The following is a 13,821-nucleotide window of genomic DNA, read 5'->3' on the forward strand; positions in this document are numbered from 1 at the left end:
CTCCGGCACGGCCCCGCCCTCGGGCGGGGCCGCCGTGCTTTTTAGGCCTTGCGGCCGACGCCCGCGTATCCCGGGCTGCGCCGTCCCGAGGCGGCCAGCTCGTCGTCCGGGCGCCAGTCCTTCGGGTCCACCAGGCCGGGCTCCAGCAGCTCGTAGCCCTCGAAGAAGCGCAGGATCTCCTCGTGCGTGCGCAGGTTGAGCGCCGCCGTGGACTGCTTGTAGACCTCGAGCGCCTGCGGCGTGAGATCGGTGTTGTCGTCGATCGCGTGGCTGATCACCAGGTGGCTGCCGGGCACGCTGACCTCGCGCAGCCGGGCGATGAGCCCGAACGCCTCCTCGTCCGACAGGAAGTGGAGGATCGTCAGCATCATGAACGCGACCGGCCGGTCGAAATCGATCAAGGGCTTGAGCTGCTCCAGCAGCTCATCCGGCTTGCGCGCGTCACCCTGGAGGAAGTCGACGTCGTCGCCGCGCGCCAGCAGCGCCCGGCCGTGCGTGCACACCACCGGGTCGTTGTCGACGTACACCACCCGCGAGCCCACCGCGATCTCGTGCGTGTTGCCCTGGGTCGGCAACCCCGCCCCCAGGTCCACGATCTGGTCGACACCGTTCTCGGTCACCAGGCGTACGGCCCTGCGCAGGAAACCGCGGTTGACCGCGGCCGAGGTCTTGGTGTTGGGGAACAGCTTCAGGATGCGCTCGGCCGCCTCCCGATCCGCCGCGAAGTTGTCCTTGCCGTCGAGGTAGTAGTCGTACATCCTCGCGACGTTGGGCACGTTCGGATCGACGCCATCTGGAGCTCTGTCCACCACATCTCCCAATATTCCCGGCCTTTAGCCGCTGATCATAGAAGATGTTCCGGGCCACCGCTCGGCGATGGCCCGGAAAGGTGAGAGTTACTCAGCCGCGGTACAGCTCGGCCACCCGGAAGGCCAGATCGAGCGACTGGCTCCGGTTGAGCCGCGGGTCGCAGGCCGTCTCGTAGCGGGTCGCCAGGTCGCCCTCGGCGATCTCGTGGCCGCCGCCGACGCACTCGGTCACGTCGTCGCCGGTGAACTCGATGTGGATGCCGCCAGGATGAGTGCCGAGCGCGCGGTGCACCTCGAAGAACCCGGCCACCTCGTCGAGCACGTTGTCGAAGCGCCGGGTCTTGTGGCCGCTCGGGGCCTCGAAGGTGTTGCCGTGCATCGGGTCGCACACCCAGGCCACCTGCGCGCCCGCGGCCGTGACCTCCTTGACCAGCGGCGGCAGATGCTCGCGGATCTTGGACGCGCCCATCCGCGTGACGAACGTGAGCCGCCCCGGCACGTTGTCCGGGTTGAGCTTCTCCACCAGCGCCAGCGCGTCGTCAGGGGAGGTGGACGGGCCCAGCTTGACGCCGATCGGGTTGCGGATCCTGGAGAAGAACTCCACGTGCGCGCCGTCGAGCTGGCGGGTGCGCTCGCCGATCCAGACCATGTGCGCCGACACGTCGTAGGGCAGGCCCGTGCGCGAGTCGATGCGGGTGAGCGCCTGGTCGTAGTCGAGGATCAGCGCCTCGTGGGAGGAGTAGAACTCCACCGACTGGAACTCCTCCGGCTCGGCCCCGCAGGCCCGCATGAAGGCCAGCGCCTGGTCGATCTCGCGGGCCAGCCGCTCGTAGCGCTGACCGGCCGGCGACCCGGCCACGAAGTCCTGGTTCCAGGCGTGCACCTGGCGCAGGTCGGCGTAGCCGCCCTTGGTGAACGCCCGGGCGAGGTTGAGCGTCACCGCCGAGGAGTGGTAGGCCTTGAGCAGCCGCCACGGGTCGGGCCTGCGCGACTCGGGGGTGAAGTCGAACCCGTTGACCATGTCGCCCCGGTAGGCGGGCAGCTCCACGCCGTCGCGCACTTCGGTGCCCTTGGACCGCGGCTTGGCGAACTGGCCGGCGAGCCGGCCGATCTTGACCACCGGCACCTTGCCCGCGTAGGTGAGCACGATCGCCATCTGCAGCAGCGTCTTGAGCTTGTTGCGCACGTTGTCGGCCGTGGCGCCGGCGAACGTCTCGGCGCAGTCGCCGCCCTGCAGGACGAACGCCTCGCCCCGGGTGACGGCCGCCAGCTCCTCCTTGAGCTGGTCACACTCTCCCGCGAAGACCAGCGGGGGCAGGCCGCCGAGCTCGGCGACGACCTTCTCGAGCTCGTCGCGCTCAGGCCAGTCAGGCTGCTGGGCCGCGGACAGGGCTCGCCAGGAATCGAGATTCAGCGAATTGCTCAATGCGCTCACGAGATACGAGGGTATTCCACCGGATCCCTCTGGCCGACCTCCATGTCCACGTTGTGAGAAGGCGGTCAAAGCTTGACGGCATCCATGAGCGCCGAGCGCCCGAATCACCGGGTGTGAGCCGCCTCTCACCACCTCGGGAGTGGACATGGACGACGAACTCCACGCCCTGTCCGGCGCCTACGCCGCGCACGCGTTGCCGCCGGCCGACGTGGCGTCGTTCGAGGAGCACCTGTCGAGCTGCCGCACCTGCCCGTCCGAGGTGAGCCGCCTCCGGGAGACGGCCGCCCGCCTGGCCCTCGCCGTCGCCACCCCGCCGCCCGCCTCCCTGCGCCCCCGCGTCCTGACCGCCGCCCACCGGCGGCACGACACGGTCCGCCCGGCGGCGGACCGGACTCCGCGTGCCGACGTCCTTTCCTCGCGGCGCGGGTGGCGGGCCAAGGCGGTGGCGGGGCTCGCCGCCGTGTCCGCGGCCGCCGCCGTCGCGCTCGGCGTGGTCGCCTTCGACGCCCGCCGCGACCTGGGCGACCTGCGGGCCGGGCACGGCGCGCTGGTCACGGAGGTGGCCGCCGTCCTGGCCGCCCCGGACGCCCGTACGGTACGGCACCGCATCGCCTCGGGCGGCACCGGCGTCGCCGTCGTCTCCCGCGAGCGGGGACGGATACTGTTCACTTCATCGGGAATGCCGGAGTTGCCGCCGTCCAAGGTCTACGCTCTGTGGCTGATGAACCCGGACGGCGTCCGCCCGGCCGGGCTGCTCGACCGGGGGGAGGACGGCCTCACCGCGCCCGTCGTCGCCGACCTCCGCGACGACGTCCGCCTCGGCCTCACCGTCGAGCCCGCGGGCGGCTCCGACCGGCCGACCACCCGCCCCATCCTGTTCGCCGAGCTTCCCGCGGCCTGAGCCGGACCGTCGCCCAGGCCGCGGGGAACCCCAGCCCGAGTTGTGACCATGAAAGGTGAAGACGAGACGCGTTTTCTGGCGGATAGTGCGGTGCATGCGGATCTTAGCGGTGCTGGTGATGATGCTCGCCGCCGCCGTCCTGGGCGTGTCCCCGGCCGGAGGAGTGCTCGCCGACGCGGCGGAGCCGGGCGCGGCGACCGTGGTGCCCGTCCAGGTGACGGGCGCGCCGGAGAAGCGGTTCAACCTGATCGTCATGGGAGACGGCTACACCGGGGCGGAACAGGAGAAGTTCCGCCAGGACGTGGACCGCCACCTCAACGTGATGTGGTCCATCGAGCCGTTCAAGTCCTACCGGAACTACCTGAACGTCTACCGGATCGACATCGTCTCCGGCGAGTCCGGCATCAGCTGCGACCCCGGCCTGTCCTCGCCGCGCAGGACCACCCCGCTCAGCATGGGATTCTGGGGCCGCTGCAACCCCGGCAGCGTCCAGCGCCTCATCACCATGGACAACACCGCCGCCACCCGCTACGCGAACCTGGTCACCGGCACCTCCTCCGCCAACCGCCAGATCCTCGCCCTGGGCAACAGCGGCACGTACGGGGGAGCGGGCGGCGCGTACGCGACCGCCTCCGGCAGCAACGCCATGTCCGCCCTGATCAGCCCGCACGAGCTGGGCCACTCGCTGGGCGGGCTGCAGGACGAGTACGACTACTACCAGCGCGGTGTCCCCGGCGGCCCATACACCGGCCGGGAGCCGGACTCGGCCCATCACACGTTGCTGACCGAGCGGGAGATGCTCGACCGGCGCGCGAAGTGGTGGCGCTGGCTGGGCGAGCCCAGCGAGTCGGGCGGCCCGATCGCCCGCTACGAGGGCGGCCTGTACGCGGGCACCGGCGTGTGGCGGCCCAGCGCCCACTCGATCATGAAGAGCCTCGGCTATTACTTCGACCAGGTCGGCCGCGAGGTCATGACCGAGCGGATCACCGCCAAGACCATGGTCATCCAGGACGCCACGCCCACCGGCGCCCCGGTCGGCGCCGACCGGGTGCTCTGGGCCGAGCCGATGCGCCCCGTCAGCCACGGCCTGGTCACCACCTGGACGGTCGACGGCGAGGAACTGGACGGCGACCGCGACGCCCTCGACCTGCGCACCCTCGGCCTGGCCCCCGGCACGCACACCGTCACCGCCACGGTCACCGACCCGACGGACTTCGTCCGCGACCCCGCCGTCCGCGACTCCATGACGCGCACCCGTACCTGGACCGTGGACACCTCGCTCACCACCCCGCCGGACGGCGTCGAGCCGGGGTTCGTCTCCTCCACCCCGGTGCACCGGCCGGTCGGCAGGGACGAGGTCGTGTACGTGGAGACCACCCACCCGGTCGCGACCGTGCCCGAGGTCACCTGGCGGCTCGACGGCGAGCGCGTCGGCGGCTCCGGCACCGACCTCGACCTGGGCGCGCTCGCCCTGAGCGCCGGCGCCCACGAGCTGACCGCCTCGCTCGGCGGCGACACCCTCACCTGGACGGTCGACGCCACCCCGCCCACCACCGCCTACGAGCTGTCGGAGCCGCTGGCCCGGGCGGGCGACACCTACGTCTACAACGGCCCGTTCACCATGCGGCTCACCGGCGCCGACGACCGCGACGGCCACGTGGTGCCGGAGTCACGGGTGGACGGAGACGGCTGGTTCAACTACTTCGGTTGGCCCACCTCATCCGAGCTGCCGTGGACGTTCAGCGAGGACGGCACCGTCATCGACCACCTCGTCTTCGGCAAGCTGCCGCGCGGCCGGCACACGGTCGAGTACCGCTCGATCGACGCGGCCGGCAACCACGGCGCGCCGGGGGAGTTCACCGTCACCACGATCGCGCCGCCGCCCGCCTGCACCCGCACGATCACCGGCGAGCACCGCGGGCCGCTGGCCGTCACCGGCGGCGTCACCTGCCTGGACGGCGCCCGCGTGACCGGCCCGGTCGTCGTGGGGCGCGGCGCGTCCCTCGTGGTCACCGGCGGGCGCGTCACCGGCACGCTCACCGCGTCGGAGGCCGCCGCCGTGCACCTGCTCGGCGCCCGTCTGGACGGCGCGTTCAGCGCCGACCGCACCGGCTCGCTGCACATCGTCTCCGCCGACGTGCGCGGCGCCGTCCTGCTCACCGGGAACGACGCGCCGGTCCTGTCGGGCAGCACCGTCAGGGGCGCGCTCGCCTGCACCGGCAACACGCCCGCGCCCGCCGACCTGGGCGTGCCCAACGCGCTGCGCGGAGCGGGCGCCGGGCAGTGCCGCGAGCTACGCGACGGTGCCGGGGGCGAGAGGTACGAGGCGGTCCAGCACCTCGGCGAGTGAGGCCGTGGCCTGGTCGCGCACGCGGGCGTACTCGGCCTCCGGATACTGCCGGGGGCCGTTCTCCACCAGCAGGATCAGGTAGAGGTACGCCCGGTACAGGTCGAGCCGTACGCGCGCGGCCGGGGTGAGCTCGAACGGGGTCACCTCACGGTAGCCCGCCACCAGCGGGTCGTCCTCACGCAGCTCGGCGAAGATCGTCGGGGTGATGAACTCGGCCAGCGGGTCGCCCCAGAACGCCCGCTCGTGGTCGATGATCGCCTGGATGCGGGGCGGCCCCGACAGGTCCAGGAACACGTTGCCCGGCCAGATGTCGAAGTGGACCAGGTGGGGCGTGGTCACCTCGTCGAGCGCGGGCGCGGCCGCCGCCAGCAGCGCGCGGATGCGCGGCACCGGCGCGGGCAGCGCCGTCGGGTAGCGGACGGTGTCGCCGAGCAGCGCGTCGACCATGGCGAGGTACGCCTCGCGCCAGGTCGAGCCGGTGATCCCGGCGTGCGGGTAGCCGAACACGGGGCCGGTGACCGCGTTCAGCCGGGCCAGGAGGCGGCCCAGCTCGCGGCGGAGCCTCGCCTCGTCCTCGGGCGTGACCTTCGGAGAGCCCTCGCCCAGGGCGCCGTCGTGCCGTGAGACGTGGTTCCAGGAGACGCCGTCGAGCGCCGCCAGCATGAGGTAGTCGCCGCCCAGCACCGGGTCGTCGAACCCGGCCCGCAGCAGCGCCGCCACCGGCACGCCCGCCGCCGCGGCCAGCTCGCAGGCCGCCGCCTCCGTCCGCAGCAGATCGCGCTCGTAGCTCAGCTGGTCGAGCTCCGGCGGCGGCGACAGCTTGCAGACCACGTCGCGGCCGTCGTCCAGGCGCAGCCGCCACACCGCGTTCGCGAAGCCGTCGGTCAGCTCGGCGTGATCGAGCACGCCCGCGCCGAGCGCCCTGCGGGCCAGCGCGTCGAGCTCCTGCCGCGATAAGCGGCGCTTGGTCCTGCTGTCCACCCGCGCCCTCCTCAGACCGGCTCCCGCCGTACCAAGCCCATCCGCGCTTTTCCGGGCCGCGCCTCAGGCCGACTCGCGCCGCACCAGGTGGGTGTCGAGGATCACGACCGGCTGGCGCAGCTCCTCGCCGTTGATGCGGGCCACCAGCAGCAGCGCCATCTGGCGGCCCATCGCCTCCGTCGGCTGGTGGACGGTCGTCAGCGGCGGGTCGGCGTGCAGGGCGGCCTTCGAGTCGTCGAACCCGATCACCGCCACGTCGCCGGGGATCGCCCGGCCCGCCGCCTTCAGCACCCGGACCGCGCCCAGCGCCATCGGGTCGGAGGCGGCGAACACCGCGTCGAGGTCGGGATGGGCGGCCAGCAGCTCGGCCATCGCCGCCTCCCCGCTCTCCTCGGAGAAGTCGCCGTACGCGACCAGCTCGGGAAAGCCGGAAGGCAGCAGCGCGTCGCGGTAGCCCGCCAGCCGGTCGACGCCCACGCCCATGTCCTGCGAGCCGGCGATGGCGGCGATGCGGGTGCGGCCGAGGCCCAGCAGGTGTTTGACCGCCTGCCGGGCCCCTGCCCTGTTGTCCATGTCGACGTAGCTGTAGGGGGACAGGCCGACGGGGCGGCCGCCCAGCACGGTCGGCACGCCCATCGCCTCCAGCCTGCCCGGCAGCGGGTCGGCGCCGTGCAGTGACAGGAGCAGCACGCCGTCGACGTGCTGCCCCGTCAGGTAGTGCTGCAGCCTGGCGTGCTCCTGGGGGGTGCGCGCCATGGCCAGCAGGAGTTGCAGGCCGGTCTCCGACAGCGCCGAGCCGATGCCCCGGATCGTGCCGGCGAAGTAGGGCTCGTCGAAGAGCCGGCCTTCGGACTCGGAGACGACCAGCGCGACGGTGTCGGTGCGGCGGGTCACCAGGGTGCGGGCCGCCCGGTTGGGGACGTAGCCCAGCTCCTGGATCGCCGCCTGCACCGCGTCGCGCGCTCGCTGGCTCACATTGGGGGAGCCGTTGATGACTCTCGACACCGTGCCTCGGCCGACCCCGGCCCGGGCGGCGACTGCCTCAAGAGTCGGTCGGTTCATGGTTCCTATTCTGCCGGATGATCTCGGCATACCATGTCGCGCTGTCCTTGGGCAGCCGCTCCTGCGTCTCGTAGTCGACCCGGACGATGCCGAAGCGCTTGCCGTAGCCCCAGGCCCACTCGAAGTTGTCCATGAGCGACCAGGCGAAATAGCCCTCCAGCGGCACTCCGGCGTCGATCGCCTCGCGGCAGGCGCCCAGGTGGGCCTCGAAGTAGGCCCGCCGCTCCTCGTCGCGCACCCGGCCGTCGGCCAGGACGTCCTCGAACGCGGCGCCGTTCTCCGAGACGACCAGCGGGATCCGCGGGTAGTCGCGCGCCACCCTGGCGAGCACCTCCACCAGGCCGTCCTCGTCGATCTCCCAGCCCATCGCGGTGACCGGGCGGCCGCCGTTCACGAACGAGACGTGCTCGCTGCCCACCCAGGGCGAGGCCGAGTCGGTCGGCGCCGCCGCCGCCGAGGCCCTGCCGCCCGGCGCCCCGGACACCGTGAACCGGCTGTAGTAGTTGACCAGCAGCACGTCGATCGGCGCGTTGATGGTCTTCAGGTCGCCGTCCTCGATGAAGGCCAGGTCCATCCGCAGGTCGTCGAGGACGTCCTGCGGATAGCGGCCGGTCAGCAGCGCGTCGAGGAAGAACCGGTTCTGCAGCCCGTCGATGCGACGTGCCGCGTCCTGGTCCGCCTCGCTGGCCGTGGCCGGGGTGATCGCGTAAAGGTTCACGCAACCTCCCACCCGGCGCGCGCCCATGGCCTGGACCCCTAGTCCATGGGCGAGGTTCAAGTGGTGCGCGGCCCGGATGGCGTTCTCGGGCTCGCGGCGTCCCGGAGCATGCTCACCCGAGGCGTATCCGAGGAAGGCCGCGCACCACGGCTCATTGACGGTGCTCCACGTGTGCACCCTGTCGTGCAGCGCTTCGTGCACGATCGCCGCGTAGTCGGCGAAGCGCAGCGCCGTGTCCCTGGCCGGCCAGCCGCCTCTGTCCTCCAGGGCCTGCGGCAGGTCCCAGTGGTAGAGCGTCAGCCACGGGTCGATCCCGTGCGACAGCAGCTCGTCGACCAGGCGCTTGTAGAAGTCCAGCCCTTTCTGGTTGACGGCCCCGGATCCGTCCGGCTGCACGCGCGGCCAGGACACCGAGAAGCGGTAGGCGCTCAGACCCAGATCCGCCATGATCCGTACGTCGTCGCGGTAGCGGTTGTAGTGGTCGATGGCGACGTCCGCGTGTTCGCCGCCCACCACCCTGCCCGGCGTCTTGGTGAACGTGTCCCAGATCGACGTGCCGCGGCCGTCCGCCGTCACCGCGCCCTCGATCTGATAGGCCGAGGTTGCCGCGCCCCACGCGAACCCGGTAGGGAATCGCAGCTCGGAGCGGGTCTGTTCCTCCTGAGTCGTCACGCCTTGACCGCACCTTCCATCAGGCCGCCCACGATCTGACGGCCGAACAGTACGAAAACTACGAAGAGAGGGAGTACCGAGGCGGCGGTGCCGGTGAACAGCATCACGTAGTCGGTGCCGTGGGCCTGGTTCAGCGCCGCGATCGAGGTCTGCACCACCGGGTTCTCCGGCAGCAGCACGATGAGCGGCCACATGAACTCGTTCCACGTCTGCATGAACACCAGCAGCGCGAGCACCGCCATGCCCGGCCGGAGCGCGGGCAGGATGACCTTGCGATAGATGCCCAGTGTTGACGCCCCGTCGACCCTGGCCGCCTCGACCAGCTCGTCCGGCACCGCCTGGGAGGCGTACTGGGTCATCATGAACACGCCGAACCCGTTGACCAGGAACGGCAGGATCACCGCCTGGAGCTGGCCGGTCCAGCCGAGCGTCACCATGAGCTCGTACAACGGCACGATGCCCATCTGCTGCAGCGGCACCATCATGGTGACCAGGATCAGCCCGAGCAGGATCTTCGAGCCGCGGAAGCGCAGCTTGGAGAAGGCGAAGCCGGCCAGGGTGGAGATGAACACCACCGACACGGTCACCGTCGTCGCCACGATCGCCGAGTTGATGAGGCCGGTGAGGAAGTAGGCGTCCTCGGTGGCGAGCAGCCGCTCGACGTTTTCGCCCAGATGGCCGCCCGGCAACATCGGCGGCGGGGTGTCGAGCGCGTCGTCGTTGGTCCGCGTCGCCATGATGAACATGTAGTAGACGGGATAGGCCGACAGCAGCAGCGCCAGGGCGAGCACGACCTTAGTGAGAGCCCCCGCGTCCCACAGCCGGTTGACCGGTTGCCTGGTGGTCATCGTGCACCCCCGATGCGGCGCGTGAACCAGTAGTTGATCATGGTGCCGAAGAGGATCAGCACGAACAGCAGCCAGGCGGCGGCCGAGGCGTAGCCGATCTCGAACCCGCCGCGGAAGGCGGCCTCGACGATGAACATCGCCACGGTCTGGTACTGGCCGGTGGTGCCGCCGGTCATCATCTGCTCGCCCTCGAACATCACCGGCTCGGTGAACAGCGTCAGGCCGCCGATGGTGGAGATGAAGACGACGAACACGATGGTCGGCCGCAGCATCGGCAGCGTGATCTGCCAGAACTGCCGGCGCGCCGAGGCGCCGTCGATGGCCGCGGCCTCGTACAGGTCCTTGGGGATCGTCTGCATGGCGGCGAGCAGGATGATCGCGTTGTAGCCGGTCCACCGCCAGTCGACCATGGTGGCGATGGCGATCCAGGCGGACCACTTCTCGTTCTGCCAGGCGATCGGCTCGATGCCGGCGAACCCGAGTATCCAGTTGAACAGGCCGTAGTCACGGCTGTAGAGCTGGCTGAAGACGACCGCCACCGCGACCACCGAGGTGACCATCGGCAGCAGCACGCCCAGGCGCAGCAGCAGCCTGCCGCGCAGGCGCTTGTTCAGCGCGTTGGCCAGCACCAGGGCCATGATGATCTGCGGCACGGTGGCCAGCACGAACATGCCGACCGTGTTGAACACCGCGTTCCAGAACTCCGCGTCGGCGATCAGTTCGGCGTAGTTCGCGAGGCCGGCGAACTCCCGCTTGCCGGCCAGCTCGGCGTCGTGCAGCGACAGCCAGAGGGTGTAGAGAAGAGGGAAGACGCCGAAGACGGCGAACAGCAGGAAGTAGGGCGAGACCAGGAGGTAGGGCATGCCCCTGAGGTCGAAGCGCCCGGCCCGCCTGCTCGGCCTCGCCCGCCTGGGCGACGCGTGCCGGGGCGGCGGCGCGAGTTGGAGAGTCATGGAAGCCTTTCGAGCCAGATCGGGAGTGGCGCCCGCCCGGAGCGGGCGCCACCCGGTCCAGTGGGAGCGTCAGCCCGCTGCCTTGACGCCCGCCTCGACGAACTTCGTCCAGGCCTCGTCGTAACCCACCGCGCCCTGGTCCATGCCCTCCAGCACCTTCTCCACCGAGGTCTTCACCTGGGCGTGCTTCTCACCCAGGAAGACCGGCTGCAGGTCCTTGACCGAGGCCGAGAAGATCTCGCCGGTCGGCACGTCGTTGAAGTACTCGTTCTTGAGGCCCGCGACCTCGGGGTCCTGCTGGGCGGGGATGGAGCTCGGGAAGGCGCCCGCCTCCTTGAAGGCCGCGATGTGGCCGTCCTTGCCCGTCAGGTAGTTGAGCACCTCGGCGGCTTCCTTCGGGTGCTTGGTCTGCTTGGGGACGGCCAGCCACGAGCCGCCCCAGTTGCCCGTGCCGCCCGGCACCGCGGCGACGTCCCAGTTGCCCTTGTTCTCCTCGCCGGCCGCGCCGGAGATCACGCCGAGCATCCACGACGGGCAGCCCATGGTGGCGAAGTCGCCGCCCTTGATGGCCTTGTTCCACGGCGGGGTGAACGCCTGGAGCTTGGCCGTCAGGCCCTGCTGGCTGAACTTCTGCACCCAGTCGAAGGAGGTCTTGACGGCCGGGTTCGTCTCCAGGACGAGGTTGTTCTCCTTGTCGAAGTACGAGATGTTGCCGTTCTTCGGCGCCTCCTGCGACAGGATCACGTTGTAGATGGTGTTCGGGCCGTCCATCCACTTCGCGCCGGTGTCGGCGGCCGAGAACTTCTTGCCGGCCTCGAGGTAGGCGTCCCAGGTCGGCCAGAGCTTGGCGACCTCCTCACGGTCGGTCGGCAGCCCGGCCTTCTCGAACAGGTCCTTGCGGTAGCACATGGTCATGCCGCCGATGTCGGTGCCCAGCGCGAACAGCTTGCCCTCGGCGTTGACGCCCGTCTCCCACTTGGCCGCGGGGAAGTCGGCCTTGCGGTCCTGCAGGCCGTACTCGCCCAGGTCGGTGAAGAACTGCGGGCGGGCGGCCATCAGGCCCATCGCGCCCTCGTCGATGCCGACGATGTCACCGGCGCCGCTGCCGGCCTGCAGGCGCTGGAGCAGCTGCGGCAGATAGACGTCTTCGAACCTGTCGGTCAGGTTCGAGTACTTGACCTGGATGTTCGGGTGCTCGGCGTTCCACTTCTTCACGGCCTCGTCGTAGCCGAAGTTCTCGCCGCCGCCGAAGGTGTGCACGTTGATGGTGACGGGCTCCGCCGGCGTGCTCGCATCGGCTGAGGGGGCCGGAGCCTCACCGCCACCACAGGCGGCGGTCATCGCGGCCAGGGCCGTGACCAGGACTCCGGTTACTGCAAAGCGCTTGTGGTTCGTCATACCGTACCCCTCTTGGGTGTGGATCTTGGGAGGTGCATCGCGACAGTCCCGCGATTGGAGTGTCTTTGGGAGCGCTCCCACAAAGAGTGCCCGTAGCGCGTCCAGGCGTCAACGTCCCGAAACTCAACCGTTACCTCTGGGGTATTTTGTGACCCTAGAAGTAGCCGTACGGGGATATATCGCCCAAAGCGCTACTTGGGAGCGCTCCCATCCCACGGGCACCGTTTCTCCCGCACACCGGCACAAAAGCGCACCAGAACCAGAGGCGTCTCACCGGCAGGCCGCGGCCCGCGCCTCCATGAGAACGCGTTCGCGCTCGTTGCGGGTCAGCGCGGCCGCGCGCTCGAACTCGGCGCGGGCCTCGCCGAGCCGGCCCAGTCTGAACAGCAGGTCGCCGCGTACGCCCGGCAGCAGGTGGTAGTCCCGCATGGCCGGCTCGCCGGCGATCTGGTCGACCAGCTCCAGGCCCACCTCGGGGCCGTACGCCATGGCCAGGGCCACCGCGCGGTTGAGCTCGACCACCGGCGAGCCGGACAGGGCCGCGAGCCGCGCGTACAGGTCGGCGATGCGGACCCAGTCGGTCTCGCCGGGCGTGAACGCGCGGGCGTGGCAGGCCGCGATGGCGGCCTGGAGCGTGTACGGGCCCATGGTGCCGGTCAGCTCCTCGGCCCGCTCCAGCGCGGCCAGGCCGCGGCGGATGAGCAGCCGGTCCCACCGGGCGCGGTTCTGCTCCAGCAGCAGGATCGGCTCGCCGGACGGGCCCAGCCTGGCGGCCGAGCGGGACGCCTGGATCTCCATGAGCGCCACCAGGCCGAACACCTCGGGCTCCTTCGGCATCAGCCCGGCCAGCACCCGCCCCAGGCGCAGCGCGTCCTCGCAGAGCCCGGGCCGCATCCAGTCGTCGCCGGCGGTGGCCGAGTAGCCCTCGTTGAAGATCAGGTAGATGACCTCCAGCACGGACGACAGCCGTCCGGCCAGCTCCTCGCCCGCGGGGACCTCGAACGGCACCTTCCGCGTGGCCAGGGTCCGCTTCGCGCGGACGATCCGCTGCGCCACCGTCGGCTCGGACGTCAGGAACGCGCGCGCGATCTCGTCGGTGGACAGGCCGCCCAGCACCCGCAGCGTCAGCGCCACCCGGGCCTCGGTGGACAGCACCGGATGGCACGCGGTGAACACCAGCCGCAGCAGGTCGTCCTCGATCTCCTCGGGGCCGGGCGGCTCCTGTCCGGGGTCGTCCTCCAGGGCGCGGCCGATCTCGGCGAGCTTGCGCTCGTAGCGTTCCCTGCGGCGGATCAGGTCGACGCCCCGGCGTTTGGCCACGGTCATCAGCCAGGCGCCCGGATTGCGTGGCACGCCCTCGCGGGGCCACTGCTCCAGCGCCGCGACCAGCGCGTCCTGTGCCAGCTCCTCGGCCAGGCCGACGTCGCGCACCAGCCGGGCCAGCCCGGCGATCAGCCGCGCCGCCTCGATCCGCCACACGGCCTCGATGGCCCCATGCGTCTCCGAAGCTGTCACGGGCCCATCGTATGGTCACCCCGTCCGGGACATGCCCGGCACTCACCTCAGCGCGGGAAGCGAGAAACGCTTTCAGGGAGCGCCGCCCCCGGCATGTGTGCCCGGCTACCGGCTGGAGCGGCGGATGGCCGTCTTCGGGGTGTGTGCCGGGCCAACGGCTGGAGCGGCCGACGGCCGTC

The 13,821-nt window shown here is 70.9% G+C and carries 11 protein-coding genes; 2 read left to right on the forward strand and 9 right to left on the reverse strand.

Translation table 11 applies throughout. The annotated features are described in order from the left end of the window. Positions 1-41: 41 nt before the first annotated feature. Together AB0K05_RS07750 and AB0K05_RS07755 are read right to left on the reverse strand one after the other, a co-directional pair. The gene (locus tag AB0K05_RS07750; RefSeq protein WP_148032459.1) at positions 42-809 is read right to left on the reverse strand and encodes an SAM-dependent methyltransferase; all 768 of its coding nucleotides are present in this window, start codon (positions 807-809) and stop codon (positions 42-44) included. A gap of 91 nt (positions 810-900) precedes the next feature. Beyond that, on the reverse strand, positions 901-2,235 hold the full coding sequence (locus AB0K05_RS07755) for a class II 3-deoxy-7-phosphoheptulonate synthase (protein ID WP_271280020.1): 1,335 nt from the start codon (positions 2,233-2,235) through the stop codon (positions 901-903). Positions 2,236-2,389: 154 nt separating this feature from the next. On the opposite strand from AB0K05_RS07755, the gene AB0K05_RS07760 reads away from it, so the two are divergent. Further along, complete coding sequence (locus AB0K05_RS07760; RefSeq protein WP_345483163.1) at positions 2,390-3,145, forward strand: anti-sigma factor; 756 nt, start codon at positions 2,390-2,392, stop codon at positions 3,143-3,145. A gap of 94 nt (positions 3,146-3,239) precedes the next feature. Continuing rightward, positions 3,240-5,495 (forward strand): M64 family metallopeptidase, encoded by a 2,256-nt coding sequence (locus AB0K05_RS07765; RefSeq protein WP_271280265.1) that lies wholly within the window; start codon positions 3,240-3,242, stop codon positions 5,493-5,495. Here AB0K05_RS07765 and AB0K05_RS07770 read toward each other — a convergent pair. The 7 genes from AB0K05_RS07770 to AB0K05_RS07800 form a co-directional block, all read right to left on the reverse strand. Next, positions 5,439-6,476, reverse strand: coding sequence for a phosphotransferase (locus AB0K05_RS07770; RefSeq protein ID WP_271280264.1), 1,038 nt, complete (start codon positions 6,474-6,476; stop codon positions 5,439-5,441). The genes AB0K05_RS07765 and AB0K05_RS07770 overlap by 57 nt on opposite strands. A 63-nt stretch (positions 6,477-6,539) precedes the next feature. Next, the gene (locus tag AB0K05_RS07775) at positions 6,540-7,538 is read right to left on the reverse strand and encodes a LacI family DNA-binding transcriptional regulator (RefSeq protein WP_148032452.1); all 999 of its coding nucleotides are present in this window, start codon (positions 7,536-7,538) and stop codon (positions 6,540-6,542) included. After that, a complete protein-coding gene (locus AB0K05_RS07780; protein ID WP_148032451.1) occupies positions 7,519-8,928 on the reverse strand; it encodes a GH1 family beta-glucosidase in 1,410 nt (469 codons plus the stop codon). Before AB0K05_RS07780 ends, AB0K05_RS07775 begins: the two co-directional genes overlap by 20 nt. Further along, a complete protein-coding gene (locus tag AB0K05_RS07785; protein WP_148032450.1) occupies positions 8,925-9,776 on the reverse strand; it encodes a carbohydrate ABC transporter permease in 852 nt (283 codons plus the stop codon). The genes AB0K05_RS07780 and AB0K05_RS07785 overlap by 4 nt, the downstream gene beginning before the upstream one ends. Beyond that, a complete protein-coding gene (locus AB0K05_RS07790; RefSeq protein ID WP_148032449.1) occupies positions 9,773-10,729 on the reverse strand; it encodes a sugar ABC transporter permease in 957 nt (318 codons plus the stop codon). Before AB0K05_RS07790 ends, AB0K05_RS07785 begins: the two co-directional genes overlap by 4 nt. A gap of 69 nt (positions 10,730-10,798) precedes the next feature. After that, positions 10,799-12,127, reverse strand: a complete 1,329-nt coding sequence (locus tag AB0K05_RS07795) for an ABC transporter substrate-binding protein (protein WP_148032448.1) — start codon at positions 12,125-12,127, stop codon at positions 10,799-10,801. A 270-nt stretch (positions 12,128-12,397) separates the two neighbouring features. Further along, positions 12,398-13,642: an RNA polymerase sigma factor gene (locus AB0K05_RS07800; RefSeq protein WP_364227582.1), complete on the reverse strand. Its 1,245-nt coding sequence runs from the start codon at positions 13,640-13,642 to the stop codon at positions 12,398-12,400. Between the last annotated feature and the right edge of the window lie 179 nt (positions 13,643-13,821).

Origin of the sequence: Nonomuraea sp. NPDC049486, assembly GCF_040676925.1 — a bacterium.
Lineage (GTDB): Bacteria > Actinomycetota > Actinomycetes > Streptosporangiales > Streptosporangiaceae > Nonomuraea > Nonomuraea ferruginea.

Bases quoted from the DNA above. Each gene is read 5' to 3' on its own strand.
- AB0K05_RS07760 (WP_345483163.1), top strand. From the start codon at position 2,390: ATGGACGACGAACTCCACGCCCTGTCCGGCGCCTACGCCGCGCACGCG.
- AB0K05_RS07765 (WP_271280265.1), top strand. From the start codon at position 3,240: ATGCGGATCTTAGCGGTGCTGGTGATGATGCTCGCCGCCGCCGTCCTG.
- AB0K05_RS07775 (WP_148032452.1), bottom strand. From the start codon at position 7,538: ATGAACCGACCGACTCTTGAGGCAGTCGCCGCCCGGGCCGGGGTCGGC.
- AB0K05_RS07785 (WP_148032450.1), bottom strand. From the start codon at position 9,776: ATGACCACCAGGCAACCGGTCAACCGGCTGTGGGACGCGGGGGCTCTC.
- AB0K05_RS07790 (WP_148032449.1), bottom strand. From the start codon at position 10,729: ATGACTCTCCAACTCGCGCCGCCGCCCCGGCACGCGTCGCCCAGGCGG.
- AB0K05_RS07795 (WP_148032448.1), bottom strand. From the start codon at position 12,127: ATGACGAACCACAAGCGCTTTGCAGTAACCGGAGTCCTGGTCACGGCC.